Raw genomic sequence first — 17,783 nt, 5'->3', positions numbered from 1 at the left:
ATGGCGGATATCGCTGCGCGTATCGCAGATCCTGACGATCTGCGCTTTCTAATCATGCTAGCGGCCGTGCTGATCGTCGGCGTGCTGGCCGTTGTTGCCGGCGCGCTGATGCTGCCGCGGGACGCCGATGGCGGGTTCGGTTTTCGCTGGGCGAGGCGGCAATGAGGATCGCGCGCGCCATCCTGTTCGGGCTCGACCGCCGCGTGATCATCGGCGCCGTGCGCGTCGTCATCACCGACGCCGCGCCGAAAATCATCCTGCTCGGCGCCGACACGTTCCTGCCGATGCCCGTTCCGCCTGGTTGGGAGGCCAGGGCCGTCCTCGCCTACGGCCAGGAGCTGCCTTTCCGCGCCGACGAGGGCCGCCTCGAGGCGCTGGGGATGCTGTGATGATGCCGGCGCCGGTCAACATCGTCGGGGCGCGCGCGGTCGATTTCGAGCAGGGGCTGCCCGACCTGACGCCGACGCCTTGGCGCCGGATCTGGCTGTCGTCGCGCGAGCCGGTCTGGACGCTGGTTGATGCCGTTGATTTCGATTGGCTGATGCAGTGGCAGTGGAACGTTTGGCACGGCGGCCGCGGCAAGGAATGTTTCCTCTACGCCAAGCGCAACGTCGGGCCGCGGCGCGACACGGTGCGCATGCATCGCGAGTTGCAGATCCGCTGCGATCCGAAGGATGACGCTTTCCTGGCAAAGCACGTCGTCGACCACATTAACGGCCAGACGCTCGATAACCGCCGCGCCAACCGGCGCTGGTCGACGCAGCGCGACAATATCATCAACCGCCGCTGCCGCGGCGAGGCGCCGAGCCTCGACAAGATCCTGGCCGGGCTGCTCGCCAGCCTGCCGGCGCGCCACCAGCTCGAGGAGATCCCGTTTTGATCGAGTTGGTCCGATATGAGGCGGCCCGTCGCGCGCTGGCCGAGGCTGTGGCCGTTGACGAGGTGATGGCAATTCATAACCGCGCCGAAGCGATGCGGCATGCGGCCAAGATCGCCGGCGACAAGACGCTCGAGATCCAGGCGGCGCAAATCCGCTTTCGCGCTCAGCGTCGGTTCGGTGAAATGATGGCAGCGCAGCACGCCGCCGGGATGGTAGCCAAGGGAGGGCGGCCGCGGTCAGAAAAAACCTCTGACGAATTGTCAGAGGTTTCTGCAGACGAATTGCCGTCGATCACGCTGCGCGACCTGGGTGTCACGCATCGCTTTTCCTCGCAGGCGCAGAAGCTCGCCGACCTGCCGGAAGCGGAATTTGAGGCGCTAACTCAGCGCCACGCTGACGAGATGCGCGCCGGTAAGAGCCGCGTCGCGATGGATCTGCTCAAGATCGGGGCCGAGGAGAAGGGCCGGGCGCATCGCCGCAACCTGGCGGCCGCCTTGTCCAGCCAATCGGCCGAACTGGCGGCCGGGCCGATGGTGCCGGCGGTCTATCTCGATCCGCCCTGGCGCCGTCAGGGCGGGATCGGCGATCGCGCCTATGAGAACCATTATCCGACCATGACCTGGCCGGAGATCCTGGCTTATCTGCGCCAGGTCGCGCCGCGCCTGCTGCCGGATTCCTGGGCGTTCATGTGGATCCCGCGGCCGCACCTGCTCGCGCTGATCGAGATCGAGGTCGAGGTCACGATCGCCGCGACCGGCGAGGTGACGCTCGCGCGCGTCGAGATGCCGCTCGCCTGGGCCTGCGCGCAGGCGCTGGCGATGGATTCCTATTCGACCTGCTTTGTCTGGACAAAGACCGATGCGGATTTTCCGGACGATAGCGGATCGGGCCTGATCACCTGGGATCAGGATGAGCTGCTGCTCCTGTTCAAGCGCGGCCGCGGCCTGCCGAAACCGTCCGGCGCGGAAAAGTTCGGATCCAATCATCGCGAGCGGCCGCGCGAGCATTCGCGCAAGCCCGACCATTACCGGCACATGATCGCAACGATGGTCGGATGCGACGCCGAGGGGCGGCCGCTGCCGGTGCTCGAGCTGTTCGCGCGCGTCGACGCCGAGCATCCATTGCCGCCGGGCTGGCTTGCTGCCGGCAACCAGGCCGAGCCGCGCCAGGACGAAATCGAGGATTCCAGTTTCGCCGCCGGAGTGCCCTCCGACGCCGGCGAGACCGTGACGGCTGCGGCAAATGCAACATCAGACGGGGCCAGCGTTGCCGCGGCCGTCGCGGACGTCCTCGACGATCGCGCGCCGTATGACGCGACCGACGCGATCCAGATCGATCAGCTGGCCGGCTCGGATTACCTGCTGCCGGCCGAGCTCGACGCGCTCGAGCTCGCCGAGCGCGAGCAGCTCGAGATTCTTTCGGATTTTTGCCACAAGCGCCGCGCGCTCGCCGACGTGCTCGGGCCGCCCTGGCAGGCGCGCGAGCTCGCCTATCAGATCAATGGCCGCTGGCAGCTGCGCGAGGCGGGGTGGACGCTGCTGCGCGAGCTGCAGGCTGGCGACCGCGCGCCGGCGCCGGTCGAGCTGACCGAGCCTTATCGCGCGCCGCAACCGGATCTGTTCGCGCGGGTCGACGATCGGCCGGCGCCGGTCGTGATCGACGGCGTGCTGCAGACGCGGCTGCCTGTCGACGACGATGAATCCGCCGAGCAGCTCGCGCTGCTCGCGATCGGCGCCGGCGAAAGCGTCGAGCCGGACATGCTGCGGCACCTGGTCGGCAAGGGCCTGGCGCATTGCGGCGTAACGAAAATCTCGGTGACCGATGAGGGCCGCGCCTTCCTGGCGCAGCTGGTCGCGCCGGCGACGATTCAGCAGCAGGGGGCAGCGCAATGAGTGCGCGAGGCGATTGGATCCAAACGGCGATGGGCCGGCAATTCTGGCCGATGGATCCGCGGCCGCACGAGGTCTTTATCGACGACATTGCGCATGCGCTGTCGCTGCTTTGCCGGTTCGGCGGGCATTGCCTGCGATTCTACAGCGTGGCTGAGCATTGCGTGCTGTTGTCGCGCGTTGCGCCGGCGCCGTTCAAGCTCTGGGCGCTGCTGCACGATGCGAGCGAGGCCTACCTCGTCGACGTGCCGCGGCCGCTGAAACCGTTCCTTGCCGGCTACAATGAGGCTGAGGACAAGATCATGCGCGCGATCGCCGTGCGCTACCATCTGCACCTCGGCATTCCCGACCAGGTCAAGCAGCTCGACCGCGCGATCCTGATGGATGAGCGGCTGCAGAATATGGCCGCGGCGCCGGTTGCGTGGTCGACCGATGGTGATCCGCTCGGCGTCGAGCTGCAGTTTTGGCCGCCGGAAAGGGCTCGCGCCGAGTTTCTGGCGGAATTCAAATTGCTCGGAGGGCGCGCATGATTTGCGGCCTCGCTGCGCTCGCCTATCTCGTCGCCGCCGCTTCGCTCGGCGTTTGGCTCGACAATCGCGCCGGCGTCGTCGCCTCAAGCTGTATCAGCGGCAAGCCGTCGACCTGCGTCGCAGCCTGGTCGTGGCTGGGCTTGCCGATAGTGCTGGCGCTGGGGGCGTTGCTGTGAGCGCGGCCTCAATACGGCATCGTTGGGGCGAGAAGGTCCGCGCAAATGACGGCCGCAGCTCGCGCAAGATCTGCGAGCGCTGCGAGATGATCTGCGTCTCGCGCCATGAGACTGATGGGCGTGGTTTCGCGCAGCATTGGAAAGAATGGTGGCGCGGGACGGATCTGATCCAGCGCGCCGGCCTGACGCCGTTGTGTGAGCCTGTCGAGGTCATGGGCGGGGTGTCTGATGGCTGACACGAGCCTGGTGCTGCGAACGCTCGGCGCGGGTGGGCCATCCGCTCTCAAGCTGTCGCACGTGATCTGCAAGCTGGTCCTGAAGGTTGCTGACCGGGAGGTCGACGGCCTCGAAAAGTATCAGGTCGTCAGCTTTGGCCGAACGGTCGACGGCGCACGCTTCCCCGATCGCTGGTGGCCGCGTCTCGATCGAGCGATCGAGACCGGCGCCTTTGACCGTCTGTCAGTGCAGGCGATCGTCGACGTGATGATCCAGCACGATCGGCCGTGACCATCGCAAGTTCCGTTGCTTACCGCGTCCAGTTGAATCGAAACCTTAAGAGCATTGCACGATGACGACCGAGAAACGGCGCGCGCGGCGCATCGCCGCCGACGAGGCGCACGCCTGGGCGAGGAACCTGCGCCTCAACAATCCGCATGCCAAGCTGACGCTGTCGATGGTTTCGCTCTACGTCGACGGCGACGGCTATTCATTCGTATCGATCCCGACGCTGGCCGATGACACGGAATTGTCGACGCAGACCGTGCGCAACCGGCTGGCTTGGCTCGAGCAGATCGGCGCGATCGCCCGGCTGCCGCAATGGATCGACGAATACGGCCGGCGCAACGGCGAGTGCAAGGGCAAGCGCACCAGCGACCTGATCCGCCTGATGCTCGACGTCGACGTCGACGTAATCGAGGCGGCCGCGCGGGGCGATTTCGAGAGTGTTTCACGTGAAGTTAGCCCTATGCCGCAGACAGGGCTAACCGAGGCCTCCGAAACCGTTAGCCCTGCGCCAGCCCCACGCCAGCCCTATGACTCGGCAGAGGGCTTAAACTCTGAACCTGAACCTGAATCTTCCCCTAAATCCCCTTCCAGGGGACGAGAGGGCGATCGCTCGGATCTTGAGGAAAGCGAACCGGAGGATTTCGAGCCGGCCTGGCAGAGCTGGCCGGGTCACCAGGCGATGCGGCGTGACCTGGCGCTCGCCGAGTTCCGGCTGCTCGAACCGGACAAGCAGCGGCTCTGCAGGGCTGCAGTGCTGCCGTTCGTAGAGATGCTGCGGCGGCTGAAGCGCGATGCGGTACCGAATTTCCATCTGTGGATCCGGCAGCGGCGTTTTGAAGAATTCCCGAACGCACGGCTGCCGGATCCGGTGCCGGCGCGGCGCTGGGTTGCCGGCGAGGAGCTCGTCGGGCTGCAGCTCGCGGCGCGGATGGCCTCGAGGTCGCTGCGCCTGGTCGACGATGTCGAGCGCGGCCGCGGCTTGTGGTCGCTCAAGCCGGCGCAAGCTGACCTGGTCGCGATGGCTCGATTTGCCGGCGGGGATCCTGCGGCCTGGCTGCAGGTCGAGCTCGGGACCGCGCAGTATGCGGCCTGGCGCGATCGCCTGGCGCTCTGGCTCGGCGGCGAGATCGAGCCGGAGCGGCTGTGGACCGAGGATCACGATCCGGCCGTGCATGGGCTGCCGGCGATGCATCCGAATTTCCGATTACGAAAGTCAAAACAAGTGCTGCGCGTGCCGGCGCCTTGGCCGCCGCATCGTGACGGCACGTGGTCAAGCGAGGAGGGGGAATGCGCATGAATCAAACATTGCGGCCGCGCGAATTCGTGCGCGGCGAGATCGTTGGCTCTGTCGATCTCGAGCAGCTGCGCGGTCCGCTCGAGGTGCCTGTCGAGCCGGAGCGCTGGTATATCCTCCGCGTGCATCCGCACCTGCAGCTCAACGTGATGCGGACATTCCGGCAAAGGAATATCTCGGCCTGGCTGCCGATGCAGACCGAGACGCGCAGCGTGTCGCGCTATAACCGCGGCTACGAGAAGATTTTGACGCAACAGGTTAGGTCGCCGTTGATCTGCGGCGCGATCTTGGTGCCTGATTTCGAGGTGCAATTTGGACGCTTCTACGCTGTCGACGGCGTGATCGACGTCATGCGCGTCGGGCCATGCGTGCCTGTTCTCAAAGGCCAGGACGTCGTCGATCTGCGCAACATCGAGGCGATCGGCAACACGCCTAAGTCGAAGCGCGAGCGCAAATTCGAGCTCGGCCAGTTGGTGCGGGTGACGTCGGGGCCGTTCGCTCACTTCTGCGGCCAGGTCGAGCGATTTGACTCAGGAGGCCGACTCAGTGTCGGTTTGCAGATATTCGGGCGCCTCACTCCGATCTCGGTCGAGGAAAGTGATCTCGAGTTAGCGCAGCGGCCAAGGTCGCGGCATAGCTCGAGCGGCGGCAGACAAAGCCTCCGGCGCATCCCTTCTCGGTGATACCGAGTCAAGGGGACGCGCGAAGCGCAAGCCAACTAAACCAGTGACAAGGCCGGGCCTCGAGCCCGGCTTTTGTGCGTCTAGGGTGTGCGGTCGTGCTCGGTTGGCGCTGCCGCTGCCCTCCTTGGGCGTTTCCTCCCTATGACTAGGCCGGCCAGCGGCGACGCTGCGCCGGCCTTCCTTTTGTGAGATGTCCGCGCCGACCAAGCAGCAACGCGCCGAGCCGCCCTGGCGCCAGTGGTACAAGCTGGCGCGCTGGCGCAGGCTCAAGGATCAGGTGCATCTGCGCGACGCCTACATCTGCCAGCGCACTGGCGCCGTGTGTGACGGTGTCTATCCCGCCGACAATAGTCCGGTCGCCGACCATATCGAGCCGCACCGCGGCAACCCGGCGCTGTTCTGGGATCCGGACAATATCCACACGGTATCGAAGGCGTACCACGACGCCGAAAAGCAGAAGCTCGAGCAGGCCACGCTGCACCAGCGCGGCGTTTGGGATTGAGGGGATCGACCATGCTGACCGATGACGAGATCAATTCAAAGCTGCGCGTCGCCTTCAATGAGGAGAGCTCCGACCACGCGCGCAGCGAAGCTGTTGCGAGCCTGATCGCCGCGGCACTGATGAGCCTGCAGCGGATCGCTGCTGCGCTCGAGCACAACGCCAAGGGGTAGGGTGGGTCAAAAGTCGCCAGGCTTTCGCGCCTGAGACCGGCCCCTCTCACATTCGCAGGTTTTTTTCGTCATGGCGCAAGTTTTCGACCTGTTTGGTGATCCTGTGCCGTCCAACTGGGGCGGGCGCGGCCGGCCCGAACATGTGCCGACGCAGCAAAACCGGAATCGAGTCAGCCTCTTAGTCGCGCTCGGCTGGTCGGCGCCGCGGATTGCGGCCGCGCTTTACGTCACGCCGCCGACGCTGCGAAAGCATTATTTTTCTGAGCTCAAGTTTGCGCAGGTCGCGCGCGATCGCCTGGTCGCGCAGCTCGGCCTCAAGCTGCTTGAGGGCGTCAATGCCGGCAACGTCGCGGCGATCCGGGAATTTCAGAAGTTCATCGAGCGTAACGACCTGATGCTGTACGGCCAGACCGCGCCGCAGCCGCGCAAGCCTGACGTCGACAAGCCGGCCAAGGCGCCAAAGGTCGGCAAGAAAGAGGCGGCCGTGATCGAGGCGCATACGCCTGATCAGGGGTCGACGCTCGGCGATCTGATGGCGCGCCGGCAGCAGGGTCTCAATTCGTGATCCCCTGGGACACCTCATGTCCGGATTGGGAAACGCGACTCCGCGAGGGCAAGTCGCTGTTGCCGGATCTGCCGCTGTTCGTCGACGAGGCCGACATGGGCCTGGCGTTCTTTGACGAGATCCGCCTGCCTGACGTGCCGGGGACGCCGCGGCTCGGCGATGCGTCCGGTCAGTGGTTCCGCGACCTGGTGCGCGCCGTGTTCGGCAGCTGGGATCCGGCCAGCCGCGTCAGGATGATCCGCGATTTCTTCGCGCTGGTGCCAAAAGGATCGTCAAAGACGACCTATTCCGCCGCGCTGATGCTGGTCGCGTTGCTGATGAATCGCCGGCCGCGCGCGACCGCGCTGTTTATCGGCGAGACGCAGGCGGTCGCCGATCGCGCGTATGAGCAGGCGGTCGGGATGATCGAGGAATCGCCGGATCTGCGCCGGCGCTTCAAGCCGCGCGACTATGACAAGACGATCGAGGATCTCGTTACGAAATCCGAGATCATGATCGCGAGTTTCGATCTCAAGATCCTGACCGGCGCGATGGCGCTGATCTTCGTGCTGCTCGACGAGCTGCATCTGCTCGGCAAGCGAGCGCACACGTCGCGCGTGCTGCGCCAGATTCGCGGCGGCCTCGACAAGACCGAGGAGGGCGTTCTCGTCATCACCACGACGCAGAGCGACGAGGCGCCGGCCGGCGCTTTCAAAAGCGAATTGAAGTTTGTCCGCAACGTGCGCGACGGACTCTATCGCGGCAAGATCATTCGGCCGACCTTGCCGCTGCTCTATGAGCTGCCGCGCGACATCGCGACGCTGACGCGCGAGGAGCGCCGCGCGAACGTCGAGCCGCGCTGGATGAACCCGAAATATTGGCCGATGGTGATGCCGAACATCAACCGGCCGATCACGGTCGCCTCGATGCTCGCGGAGTTCTCGAGCGAGCGCGAAAAGGGCGCCGAGGCCGTGCAGATCTGGGCCTCGCAGCATCTCAATATCGAGATCGGCACGGGCACGGCCGACGACGGATGGAGCGGCGCGGATCTCTGGGATCAGCAGGTCATCGAAAAGCTCGAGCTCGAGCAGCTGCTCGAGCGCTGCGAAGTGGTGACGATGGGCGCCGATGGCGGCGGCCGCGATGACCTGCTCGGCTTTTCTGTCATCGGCCGCGAAAAGGAAACCCGCAATTGGCTGTCGTGGTCCTATGGCTGGGCTGATCCGATCGTGCTCGAGCGCCGCAAGGACATTGCCGGCCACCTCGAGGATTTCGAAAAAGAGGGATCGTTCAAGATCCTGCCGATCGGCGCCGCGCACGCGGACTTGGCGAGCTACGCCGCGCGCGTCGTGAATAGCGGCCTGCTGCCGGCCGAGAATGCGGTCGGCGTCGATCCGAACCGGGCCGCGGCGCTGTTTGAATCGCTGTTCGGCGCCGGTGTGACCGACGAGCAGATCCGCCGGCTGCTGCAGGGTCCGGCGCTGGCGCCGGCGGTCTATGGAATCGACATGAAGCTGGCCGAGGGCACATTCTGGCACGCCGACCAGGCGCTCATGAGCTGGTGTGTCGGCAATGCCAAGGTCGAGCAGCGCGGTAATGCCGACATGATCACGAAACAGGTTGCCGGCCGCGCCAAAATCGATCCGCTGATCGCCTTGCTGCAGGCCGGGATCCTGATGAGCTGGAATCCCGAATCCAGCCGCAAAAACCTCGACGCCTTCCTCGCAAAACCCGTCATGGTGGTCTGATCAATGGGCATTGTCTCTTGGACGGCGGCGCGCGCGGCCGCCGGCGCTTATCGCGTGTATGCGTCGGTTGCCGACGAGATCGCGAAAGAGCGCCGCTTGCGGCTCGAGGATGGCGGCGCCTGGTCGCGCGTGTTCGGCAACCGCGGCGCTGCCGGCAAGACGGTGACGGTCGACACGGCGATGTCGCTCGCGGCGTTCTGGGCCTGCGTGCGCGTCACGGCGCAGGCGGTGTCGACGCTGCCGCTGCAGTTCTTCGAAAAAACCGGCGGCGGTCCGATCGCGGTCGATCATTCGCTCGCCGAGATCCTGGTCGGAAGTCCAAACAGCGATCAGACGTCGCTGGAATATTGGGAATCGGTCGTCGCCTGGCTGCTGGTCAATGGCGACGCCTGTTCCGAAATCTCGTCGATCGGCCGCAGCGTCTCGGCGGTGCATATCCTGCCAAACGCCTATCCCTATCGCGATCCGCAGAGCAACGTCCTGACCTACAAATATACGGATCGCGGCAAGAGTTACACTCTGCCGCGCGAGAAGGTTTTTCACGTCAAGGGTTTCGGCTGGGGCGGCGATAGCGGGTTGTCCGCGATCCGGTTCGGCGTGCAGACGTTCTCGACCGCGCTCGCTGCTTTCGAGACGTCTGGAAAGCTGTTTTCCAACGGAATGCAGGCGGCAGGCCTGCTGACGTCCGAGCAGGTGCTGACGGATAAGCAGCGCGACCAGCTCGACGTCATCATGCAGACCTATGCCGGGTCCGAGCGCGCCGGCAAATTGATGATCCTCGAGGGCGGCCTCAAATACGAAAAGCTGCAGCTCAACCCGGTCGACGCGCAGCTGCTGCAGCAGCAGCGGTTCTCGATCGAGGAGATCTGCCGTTGGGTCGGCGTGCCGCCGATCATCATCGGGCACGCGCCGGAAGGTCAGACCATGTTCGGATCCGGCGTCGAGCAGACGTTCCTGGCCTGGCTCGCGCTCGGCATCAATCCGATCTGCGAGCGGATCGAGCGGCGCATCACCAAGCAGCTGATCGCGCCGGGCGAGCAAAAGCGGATCTATGCGGAGTTCAATCGCGAGGCCTTCCTGCAGATGGACGCCGCGGCGAAAGCCTCGTTCCTGTCGCAGATGACGCAGAACGGCCTGATGGATCGCAATGAAGGCCGCCGCAAGCTCAACCTGCCGGCGCGAACGGGCGGCGATCGGCTGACCGCGCAATCCAACCTGGTGCCGCTCGAGCAGCTCGGCCAGCAGGCCGGCGGCGCCAACCAGGCGCGGGCGTCGCTGCTCGCGTGGCTCGGAATCAACAGCGAGGCGAAGCAATGAGCAACCGCGACCTGCCGAAAGCATCCTTCAACGTCCGCGGCGATCTGCGCACGGTGATCACGCCGAAGGCGCTCGAGCGCTGGCGGCCGGAGGTCAAGGCCGCAGATAGCGGCGAGGATCCGGCGACGGTCTCGATCCTGGACGTCATCGGCCAGGATTGGATGGGCAACGGCGTCACGGCGTCGCGGATCTCAGCGATCCTGCGCAACATCGGAAAGCGTGACGTCGTCGTGAATATCAATTCGCCGGGCGGCGACTATTTCGAGGGCCTGGCGATTTACAACCTGTTTCGCGATCATCCTGCCAAGGTGACCGTCAAGATCCTCGGCGTCGCGGCCTCGGCGGCCTCGGTCATCGCCATGTCCGGCGACGAGGTGCAGATCGCGCGCGCCGGCTTTCTGATGATCCACAACACCTGGATCGTCGCGATGGGCGATCGCAATGCGCTGCGCGAGGCGGCTGACTGGCTCGAGCCATTCGACCAGGTCGCCGTCGACATCTATGCGGCGCGCACGGGGCTCGAGCCGAAGGCGATCGCCAAGATGCTCGATCGCGAGACCTGGATCGGCGGGACCGAGGCGGTCGACAAGCATTTCGCCGATGGTTTCCTGCCGGCCGACGCCGTGACCGAGGCTGCCAAGCAGGCGGCGAACGGCCAGGCGCTCAAGGCCGAATTCAGAATTGACGAGATCCTCGCTAGGGCAGGCGTGCCGCGATCCGAGCGGCGCAACCTTGTCCAGGCGATGAAAGGCGGCACGCGCGACGCTGCTGCAACCGACACGCCTGGCGCTGTCGACGTGCTCGACCAGGTCAATGACCTGCTCGCGCGCATGAAGGCCATCTGAGTTTCGCGTTCCCTCTTTCATCATTCCAGGAGACTGAATCACCATGTCCAAGCGACATCACGTTTTCAAATCGGCCGTTCTGTCCTCGGCGTCGCTCGCCGCGCTGCTGGCTTCGCCGAAGCCCGCGGCCGTGCTCGGCGCCGTCCGTAATGAAGCGCCGAATCCCGCCGAGGTCGAGAAATTGCTCAACCAGGTTAAGGCCGAGCTCGAGCGCATTTCCGGCGACGTCAAGCGGACCGCCGAGGATGCGCTCCGGCAGAGCAAGGATTCCGGCGCGATCTCGGCCGAGGTCAAGCAGTCCGCCGACAAGCTGATCACCACGGTCGGCCAGCTCGGCGATGCGCAGACCAAGCTGACGCAGAAGCTCGAGGAGCTCGAGACGCGCAATCGCGATATCGAGCAGAAGATCGCCGACACGCTGCGCCAGAACAAGCAGGATCAGGGCAAGTCGGCCGGCCAGATCATCTCGACGCATGATGATCTCAAGCAGTACGTGACGCGCGGCGCCAAGGGTAACGTCGTGATCCAGGTCAACCAGGCGATCACGTCCCTGTCGACGTCCGCCGGCGGCCTGATCGTGACCGAGCGCGATCCGGAGATCGTTGCGCTGGCGCGCCGGCGCATGACGGTGCGCGCCTTGCTGACGCAGGGGCGCACCAGCAGCAACATGATCGAGTATGCCAAGCAGACCACGCGCACCAACAATGCCGCGGTCGTGACGGAAGGCGGCACCAAGCCGCAGTCCGACCTGGTCTGGTCGTCGGCCGAGGTCGCGGTGCGCACGATCGCGCACTGGATCAACGTCTCGCGCCAGGCGCTCGAGGATGCGGCGCAGCTGCAGACCGAGATCGATAGCGAATTGCGCTATGGTCTCGATCTGACCGAGGAGGCCGAGCTGCTGTCGGGATCTGGCGCTGGTCAGCACCTGTCTGGCCTGATCACCAACTCGACCGCCTATGCGGCGCCGTTCGTCCTGACTGGCGCGACCATGATCGACCAGCTGCGGCTGGCGATGTTGCAGGCCTCGCTCGCCGAGTTTCCGGCCGATGGCATGGTGCTGCATCCGTCCGATTGGGCGCGGATCGAGCTGATGAAGGACGGCCAGGATCGTTATCTCTGGTCGAATCCGCGTTCGCTCGCCGGCCCGTCGCTGTGGGGCCTGCCGATCGTCCCGACGCAGGCGATGACGGTCGACAAGTTCCTGGTCGGCGCCTTCAAGATGGCGGCGACCATCTATGACCGGATGGATGCCGAGGTCGCGGTCTCCTCGGAGAACCAGGATAATTTCATCAAAAATATGTACACGGTCCGCGCCGAAAAGCGGCTCGCGCTCGCGGTCAAGCGTCCCCTGGCGCTGACCTACGGCGATTTCGGCAACGTCTGATCCTGGTGATCTCGACAACGCGGGCGGCATTCGTGCCGCTCGCGATCTCTCTCGATCGGATGGCAACAATGCTTGTAACCGCAACCCGCGAATTTCTCGACGACATGGGCAGGGTGCGCGCCGGCCAGGTGCTCGACCTGACCGATTGGCACGCGCGGCAATTAATCCAGCGCGGCCTGGTCAGCGAAGTGCAAGGGGACGCGAGCGCGCATGGTGCGCGCCACCCTACTTTATCGCCGGCGACCTGCCGGCCTGGCGCGGAGGCTGCGCCGTCATCGTCGGATCCGGACCGAGCGCCGCCGGCGCCGAGCGCGAGCTCGCCGGCCGCTGCCGAGGCGTCCATGTCGTCGCCGTCAACGATAGCTGGCGACTCTGTCCCGACGCAGACATCGCCTATGCTTGCGACGGCGCCTGGTGGAAGGCGCGGCAAGGCCTGGCGACATTCGCGGGATTAAGGCTGACGCATGACCCTGGCGCCTGCGCCATGTTCGAAGGCTTGCGCCAGGTCGGCATCGCGCGCGGCTGCGACGAGATCCTGGTCGACGCGCCGGGGATCCTGGGTGACGGCGGCAATTCTGGTTTTCAGGCAATCAACCTCGCCGTGCAGTGTGGCGCGACGCGGTTGATCCTGGTCGGTTTCGACATGCGGCTCGATCTCGGCGTGCACTGGCACGGCAAGCACGGCCGCGGCCTCAACAATCCGAACGGAGCCAACATCGCCAGGTGGCGCTGCATCATTGACGGGCAGGCGTCGCGCCTAGCGGCGCTGGGTGTGAGTGTCATCAACTGCAGCGCCGTCTCGGCGCTCGAGGCTTATCCGAAAATGTCACTTTCCGAGGCGCTGCAATGCTGAAATTGATTGACGTTATCGCCGATGGTGACGCGCGGCCGGTGTCGCTCGCCGACCTGAAAAAGCACGTCAACGCCGCCGATTTCGTCGACGATGACGAGCAGCTGAAAATCTATCTCGACGCCGCGATCGACTTTGTCGCCGGTCGGACGTCGCTGACGCTGCGCCGCTCGACCTTTCGCATCGATCGCTGCGATTGGTGGTCGGGTTGCCTCAACGTGCTTCTGACGCCGGTGCGCGACGTCACGATCACCTTTCTCGACGAGGCCGGCGCGCCGCAGATCATCGATCCCGCGCTGTATCGCTGGGATCGCACCAAGTTGGGGACGGCCGAGATCCGGTTTCTCGACGCATTCACCTCGCCGGCGGTGAAGGCGGACACCTTCAACGCCGTGCAGATCGAGATCGAGGCCGGTTTCGACGTGCCTGACGTGACCGGCGCCGGCGACGATCCGGAGCTCGTGTTTCCGCCCCGCGCGCGCCAGGCGGTGCTGATGGTCGCGGCCAGCTGGTATCGCAATCGCGAGGCGGCGGCCGAGAATGAGCTCAAGGTTGTGCCGCTCGCGGCCGATGCGCTGATCTGGCAGATGCGGGTCTACCGATGAGGCCGTCGTTGCTGATCCGCGGCCAGTGGGGCCTCGGGGACAATATTTTTGCGCGACCGATCATTCGCGCATGCGCGGCAAAATATGACGTCTGGCTCGAGACGCCTTGGCCGGAGCTATTCGAGGATCTGCCGCTGCGGTTCGTCGCCGCAAGGCGGGATCTCCGGACGCAAATGCGCAACGTGGCGCGGCAGTCGCCGGCGCGCTGGTCGACGCCGCCGAACGGGATCCGTGAGATCCGACTCGGCTACGGACATTCCGAATTGGCACGCGGCTCGATCGTCGCTGCGCTCGAGCGCCAGGTCGCCGCGATCGGCGTGCGACTGTCGGCGCCGTCCTGGGATCTGCCGGACATGGGGGCGCCGCTGGTGCTGGCCGATCGTCCGATCGCGCTGGTGCGGCCGGTGACGGTCCGCAGCGAATGGCGCAACGAAGCGCGCAACCCGCGGCCGGAATACGTGGCGGCGATCGCGCGCGAATTGACCGCGACGCATCACGTGGTCGTCGTCGCGGATCTGCAGGCCGGCAAGGAATGGCTCGAGGGCGTGCTGCCGCCGCACCATCAGGCCTTTGTCAAGGGCGAGCTGGTGGTGCGCGAGCTGCTCGCCCTGGCCGGCGCGGCCGATGTCATCGTCGGCGGCGTCGGCTGGATCGTTCCGGCCGCGATCGCGCTCGGCCGCCGCGCCTTTGTCATTCACGGCGGCCACGGCGGCCACAATGCGCGCCACGTCATTACGGATCCGCGGATGAACCTGTCGCGGATCGGTTTCGCAACCCCTCGGGAGCTCTGCAAATGCACCAACATGCTGCATCACTGCGACAAGTCGATTCCGGATCTGGCGGCTCAATGGGCGGCGTTCTGCAGCCGGGCCGGCCTCAATTCTTTGATGCCTGCGCCGAGCGCCGCCTGACCTGGTGGCCGGAGCTCGGGGTCGGCTTCTATCCGGTCGAGTGTGGCGCCGAGCCGTATGACGCGGCCTATTTTGAGCGCTTTCAGCGCCAGGCCGACACGCCGATCGGGCGCGCGCTGATGCAGGCGCGGGTCGACCTGGTCAACCGCCATTTCGCCGGGACCGTCGTCGATATCGGAATCGGTTCGGGGGCCTTCCTCGAGCGGCGCAACGGCGCCGGCGGCAATCGGCCGAACACGTTCGGCTTTGACGTCAATCCGGTTGCCGCCGCCTGGCTCAAGTCGCGATCGCTGTGGCTCGATCCCTATCAGGTCCAGGTGCCGGCCGTGACGCTGTGGGACGTGCTCGAGCATATTCCCGATTTCGGCGCGCTGCTGGATCGGGTCAGTGCGTGGGTGTTCGTGTCGATCCCGATTTTCACCAGCGCGCAGCATGTGCTGCGGTCCAAGCATTTTCGCAAGGATGAGCACGTCTGGTATTTCACCAGCGAGGGATTGATCCGCACCTTTGACGGCTGCGGATTCGACCTGGCAGCAATGAATACGATCGAGACCGATCTCGGTCGCGAGGATATCGGCTCATTCGTCTTTCGGCGCCGCGCATGACCAGCGCGGGGGATCTGCGGCATCGGATCGGATTTTTCCGCCGGCCGGTCGTCAGCGATGGTCACGGCAACGCCGAGGGCGAGTTTCCGGATACGCCGGAATTCGAGTGCAGCGCCAGCGTGCAGGTCCGGTTCGGCGGCGAGACCGTGCTCGCCGCGCGCCTGCAAGGCCAGCAGACCGCGACCATCGTAGTCCGGCGCAGCGCCGCGACCTTGGCGGTAACGACCGATTGGCGGATCCAGGACATGCGCGACGGCACCATTTGGAATATCCGCTCGGGGCCGGTCGATCCCGATGACGGTCGCATGTGGCTCGAGTTCCTCTGTCAGTCGGGGGTCGCGACGTGAAAACGATCGTGATGCGCCGTGACTATTCTTATCGGGCAGCTCGAGCTGTCGTCGTGCAGTACCGCGCGGGCGAGACCTATCGTCGCGTTCCGGAGGTCCAGGCGCGCGCAATCATTGCCGCGGGCGCCGGCGAGATCGTCACAGAGGTCGAGCAGCAATGAGCGATCCGAGCCTGCCGCTGCAAGATGCGCTGATCAAGGCGCTGCGCGCGCCGAACGTATTGCCGGCCGCCGTCGGCGCGCGGGTCTACGACCAGGTGCCTGGTGCGCCGACCTATCCGCTGGTGTCGCTCGGCGACGGCCAGGTGCTGCCAGACAAGGCGGAATGCATCGACGGGGTCGAGGTGTTCCTGCAAATCGACGTTTGGAGTCGAAAGGTCGGTTACGCTGAGACCAAAGAGATCGCCGCGGCGGTGATCGCTGCGCTCGACGACCAGGCGCTGACCGTCGTCGGCTTCAACGTCACCGTGTTCGAGTTGTCCGGCGTCCAGTACATGCGTGATCCCGATGGGCTGACGCGGCACGGCGCGATCACCTTTCGGGCCTTGCTCGAGTCCTCAACCTAGTTTGCGCCATGCGCGCGACGACCAGGTCCGCGGATCCTCGCGGCCGTTTTCCATGAAAGGGAAAGAACATGGCGAAACCGACTGTCCTGCCCGGAACCAAATTGCTGCTGTTGCTCGGCGATGCTGCCAGCCCGGAAGTATTCGCCGAGCCGTGCGGCCTGACGACCAAGTCGTTTGACCTGGCGGCCTCGACCAACACGACGCTGATCCCGGACTGCGCAAATCCGGAGGCGCCGGCCTGGGAAGCGACTGACATCAATGCGCTGTCGGCCAGCGGTGCCGGGACCGGCGTCATGGCCGTCGAGTCGTTCACCAAATGGAACGAATGGTTCATGTCCGCCGAGGGCAGGAACATGCAGATCAAGCTCGACCACGCCGATCTCGGTCACTACGCCGGATCGTTCAAGCTGACCAGCTTTAAGCTGGCCGGCACGCGCGGAAACAAGGTGACCGTCGACCTGTCGTTCAAGAATGACGGCGAGGTCAGCTGGGTCGACAATCCCTGATGGCCGAGCCTGACGACGAGCTGCAGAGCTGGTTTTTCGGCCTGCCGTTCAAGCTGAAACGCGAGCTCGCCGGCAAGCTGAAAGAGCAGGCCGACGAGCTCGCCGGCGCGATCAAGGCCGAGGCGCCGGTCGCATCCGGCAAGCTGCGCGACAGCGTCAAGGTGCGGCGCCGGCGCAATGAGCTCGAGCTCGAGGTCGTCGCCGGGGGGCAGGCGACCAGCAAGGAAATCCGAAAGGGCGCCGGCGTCGATTACGACTATGCCCTGGCGATCGAGTTCGGCACGACCGAGCATCCGGCCGAGCCGTTTTTCTACAACACGGCGCGCGAGCGGATGCCCGATATCCGCGACAATATCGAGCAGGCCGTCGCCGACGCGCTTGCGAAAGCGTGAGGGGACATGAGCGCAAACGGAACGCGGACGATTATCTGGGCCGGCGGCGAGGATCAGTTCTGTCTCGCCAAGGTCGGCCTGATCCTCGATCTCGAGGCGAAGTGCGAGGCCGGCATCGCGACCGTGATGACGCGGCTTGGCTCGGGCACCTGGCGCCTTAACGACGTGCGCGAGCCGATCCGGCTCGGCCTGATCGGCGGCGGCATGGCGCCGGACGCAGCGATGAAGGCGGTCCGCAATCACGTCGACGACAATCCGCTGACGTCGAGCGTGCTGCTGGCCTATGCGATCCTCGAGGCGGTCATGGTCGGCGTGCCCGATGATCCGGTCGGCAAGCAGCCTGACGGCGACAACCAGGGAAAAGCCGAGCCGGCGGGGGCGCAAGAAACCGGCTCCATCACGACGACGGACGCCTCCGACGCTCCGAAATAATCGCGATCGGCGCCAGGTTCGGCTGGTCGCCGCGCCTGGTCGAGGATCTGACGCTTTGGGAAATCGTCGCGTTTATCGACGGCCATAACCGGGCCAATTCGGAT

At 65.4% G+C, this 17,783-nt stretch carries 27 protein-coding genes; all 27 read left to right on the top strand.

The annotated features are described in order from the left end of the window. The 27 genes from XI09_RS44120 (at position 1) to XI09_RS43990 (ending at position 17,679) form a co-directional block, all read left to right on the top strand. Positions 1-165 (top strand): hypothetical protein, encoded by a 165-nt coding sequence (locus XI09_RS44120; RefSeq protein WP_271572553.1) that lies wholly within the window; start codon positions 1-3, stop codon positions 163-165. Next, entirely contained in the window at positions 162-389 is a 228-nt protein-coding gene (locus tag XI09_RS44115) for a hypothetical protein (protein WP_271572552.1), read from the top strand. The genes XI09_RS44120 and XI09_RS44115 overlap by 4 nt, the downstream gene beginning before the upstream one ends. Further along, positions 389-880 (top strand): HNH endonuclease, encoded by a 492-nt coding sequence (locus XI09_RS44110; protein ID WP_271572551.1) that lies wholly within the window; start codon positions 389-391, stop codon positions 878-880. Before XI09_RS44115 ends, XI09_RS44110 begins: the two co-directional genes overlap by 1 nt. After that, the gene (locus XI09_RS44105) at positions 877-2,772 is read left to right on the top strand and encodes a hypothetical protein (protein ID WP_271572550.1); all 1,896 of its coding nucleotides are present in this window, start codon (positions 877-879) and stop codon (positions 2,770-2,772) included. Before XI09_RS44110 ends, XI09_RS44105 begins: the two co-directional genes overlap by 4 nt. A gap of 29 nt (positions 2,773-2,801) precedes the next feature. After that, complete coding sequence (locus XI09_RS44100) at positions 2,802-3,299, top strand: phosphohydrolase (protein ID WP_271572549.1); 498 nt, start codon at positions 2,802-2,804, stop codon at positions 3,297-3,299. Next, complete coding sequence (locus XI09_RS44095) at positions 3,296-3,475, top strand: hypothetical protein (protein ID WP_271572548.1); 180 nt, start codon at positions 3,296-3,298, stop codon at positions 3,473-3,475. The genes XI09_RS44100 and XI09_RS44095 overlap by 4 nt, the downstream gene beginning before the upstream one ends. Next, positions 3,472-3,711 carry a cytochrome C gene (locus XI09_RS44090; protein WP_271572547.1) on the top strand — a complete coding sequence of 80 codons (240 nt, stop codon included), beginning with the start codon at positions 3,472-3,474 and terminating at the stop codon, positions 3,709-3,711. Before XI09_RS44095 ends, XI09_RS44090 begins: the two co-directional genes overlap by 4 nt. Next, positions 3,704-3,982 (top strand): ABC transporter substrate-binding protein, encoded by a 279-nt coding sequence (locus tag XI09_RS44085; protein WP_271572546.1) that lies wholly within the window; start codon positions 3,704-3,706, stop codon positions 3,980-3,982. Before XI09_RS44090 ends, XI09_RS44085 begins: the two co-directional genes overlap by 8 nt. Positions 3,983-4,043: 61 nt before the next feature. Next, the gene (locus XI09_RS44080) at positions 4,044-5,276 is read left to right on the top strand and encodes a helix-turn-helix domain-containing protein (RefSeq protein WP_271572545.1); all 1,233 of its coding nucleotides are present in this window, start codon (positions 4,044-4,046) and stop codon (positions 5,274-5,276) included. Beyond that, positions 5,246-5,956 (top strand): transcription termination/antitermination protein NusG, encoded by a 711-nt coding sequence (gene nusG / locus XI09_RS44075; RefSeq protein WP_271572544.1) that lies wholly within the window; start codon positions 5,246-5,248, stop codon positions 5,954-5,956. The genes XI09_RS44080 and nusG overlap by 31 nt, the downstream gene beginning before the upstream one ends. 190 nt (positions 5,957-6,146) lie before the next feature. Continuing rightward, the gene (locus XI09_RS44070; protein ID WP_271572543.1) at positions 6,147-6,458 is read left to right on the top strand and encodes an HNH endonuclease; all 312 of its coding nucleotides are present in this window, start codon (positions 6,147-6,149) and stop codon (positions 6,456-6,458) included. Positions 6,459-6,469: 11 nt separating this feature from the next. Further along, the gene (locus XI09_RS44065; RefSeq protein WP_271572542.1) at positions 6,470-6,628 is read left to right on the top strand and encodes a hypothetical protein; all 159 of its coding nucleotides are present in this window, start codon (positions 6,470-6,472) and stop codon (positions 6,626-6,628) included. 70 nt (positions 6,629-6,698) lie between these two features. Beyond that, positions 6,699-7,193, top strand: a complete 495-nt coding sequence (locus tag XI09_RS44060; protein WP_271572541.1) for a hypothetical protein — start codon at positions 6,699-6,701, stop codon at positions 7,191-7,193. Then, the gene (locus XI09_RS44055; protein WP_271572540.1) at positions 7,190-8,920 is read left to right on the top strand and encodes a terminase large subunit domain-containing protein; all 1,731 of its coding nucleotides are present in this window, start codon (positions 7,190-7,192) and stop codon (positions 8,918-8,920) included. The genes XI09_RS44060 and XI09_RS44055 overlap by 4 nt, the downstream gene beginning before the upstream one ends. Before the next feature lie 3 nt (positions 8,921-8,923). Next, entirely contained in the window at positions 8,924-10,237 is a 1,314-nt protein-coding gene (locus XI09_RS44050) for a phage portal protein (RefSeq protein ID WP_271572539.1), read from the top strand. Beyond that, positions 10,234-11,082, top strand: coding sequence for a head maturation protease, ClpP-related (locus XI09_RS44045; protein ID WP_271572538.1), 849 nt, complete (start codon positions 10,234-10,236; stop codon positions 11,080-11,082). The genes XI09_RS44050 and XI09_RS44045 overlap by 4 nt, the downstream gene beginning before the upstream one ends. A gap of 43 nt (positions 11,083-11,125) precedes the next feature. After that, positions 11,126-12,466: a phage major capsid protein gene (locus tag XI09_RS44040; RefSeq protein ID WP_271572537.1), complete on the top strand. Its 1,341-nt coding sequence runs from the start codon at positions 11,126-11,128 to the stop codon at positions 12,464-12,466. A 496-nt stretch (positions 12,467-12,962) separates the two neighbouring features. Further along, positions 12,963-13,319: a hypothetical protein gene (locus tag XI09_RS44035; RefSeq protein WP_271572536.1), complete on the top strand. Its 357-nt coding sequence runs from the start codon at positions 12,963-12,965 to the stop codon at positions 13,317-13,319. Further along, positions 13,313-13,921 carry a head-tail connector protein gene (locus XI09_RS44030; RefSeq protein ID WP_271572535.1) on the top strand — a complete coding sequence of 203 codons (609 nt, stop codon included), beginning with the start codon at positions 13,313-13,315 and terminating at the stop codon, positions 13,919-13,921. The genes XI09_RS44035 and XI09_RS44030 overlap by 7 nt, the downstream gene beginning before the upstream one ends. After that, entirely contained in the window at positions 13,918-14,832 is a 915-nt protein-coding gene (locus tag XI09_RS44025; RefSeq protein ID WP_271572534.1) for a hypothetical protein, read from the top strand. Before XI09_RS44030 ends, XI09_RS44025 begins: the two co-directional genes overlap by 4 nt. Beyond that, positions 14,769-15,437: a methyltransferase domain-containing protein gene (locus tag XI09_RS44020; RefSeq protein WP_271572533.1), complete on the top strand. Its 669-nt coding sequence runs from the start codon at positions 14,769-14,771 to the stop codon at positions 15,435-15,437. The genes XI09_RS44025 and XI09_RS44020 overlap by 64 nt, the downstream gene beginning before the upstream one ends. Further along, positions 15,434-15,784, top strand: coding sequence for a phage head closure protein (locus XI09_RS44015; protein WP_271572532.1), 351 nt, complete (start codon positions 15,434-15,436; stop codon positions 15,782-15,784). Before XI09_RS44020 ends, XI09_RS44015 begins: the two co-directional genes overlap by 4 nt. Beyond that, positions 15,781-15,945, top strand: a complete 165-nt coding sequence (locus tag XI09_RS44010) for a hypothetical protein (protein WP_271572531.1) — start codon at positions 15,781-15,783, stop codon at positions 15,943-15,945. Before XI09_RS44015 ends, XI09_RS44010 begins: the two co-directional genes overlap by 4 nt. Beyond that, the gene (locus tag XI09_RS44005; RefSeq protein WP_271572530.1) at positions 15,942-16,349 is read left to right on the top strand and encodes a DUF3168 domain-containing protein; all 408 of its coding nucleotides are present in this window, start codon (positions 15,942-15,944) and stop codon (positions 16,347-16,349) included. The genes XI09_RS44010 and XI09_RS44005 overlap by 4 nt, the downstream gene beginning before the upstream one ends. A gap of 68 nt (positions 16,350-16,417) precedes the next feature. Next, positions 16,418-16,855, top strand: a complete 438-nt coding sequence (locus XI09_RS44000) for a phage tail tube protein (protein ID WP_271572529.1) — start codon at positions 16,418-16,420, stop codon at positions 16,853-16,855. Next, positions 16,855-17,247, top strand: a complete 393-nt coding sequence (locus XI09_RS43995; RefSeq protein ID WP_271572528.1) for an HK97 gp10 family phage protein — start codon at positions 16,855-16,857, stop codon at positions 17,245-17,247. Before XI09_RS44000 ends, XI09_RS43995 begins: the two co-directional genes overlap by 1 nt. Positions 17,248-17,253: 6 nt before the next feature. Next, positions 17,254-17,679, top strand: a complete 426-nt coding sequence (locus tag XI09_RS43990; protein WP_271572527.1) for a gene transfer agent family protein — start codon at positions 17,254-17,256, stop codon at positions 17,677-17,679. Positions 17,680-17,783: the final 104 nt, after the last annotated feature.

It is taken from the genome of Bradyrhizobium sp. CCBAU 11386 (assembly GCF_028128955.1).
In the GTDB taxonomy this organism is placed as follows: Bacteria; Pseudomonadota; Alphaproteobacteria; order Rhizobiales; family Xanthobacteraceae; genus Bradyrhizobium.
This window is presented reverse-complemented; position numbering and strand designations above follow the sequence as displayed.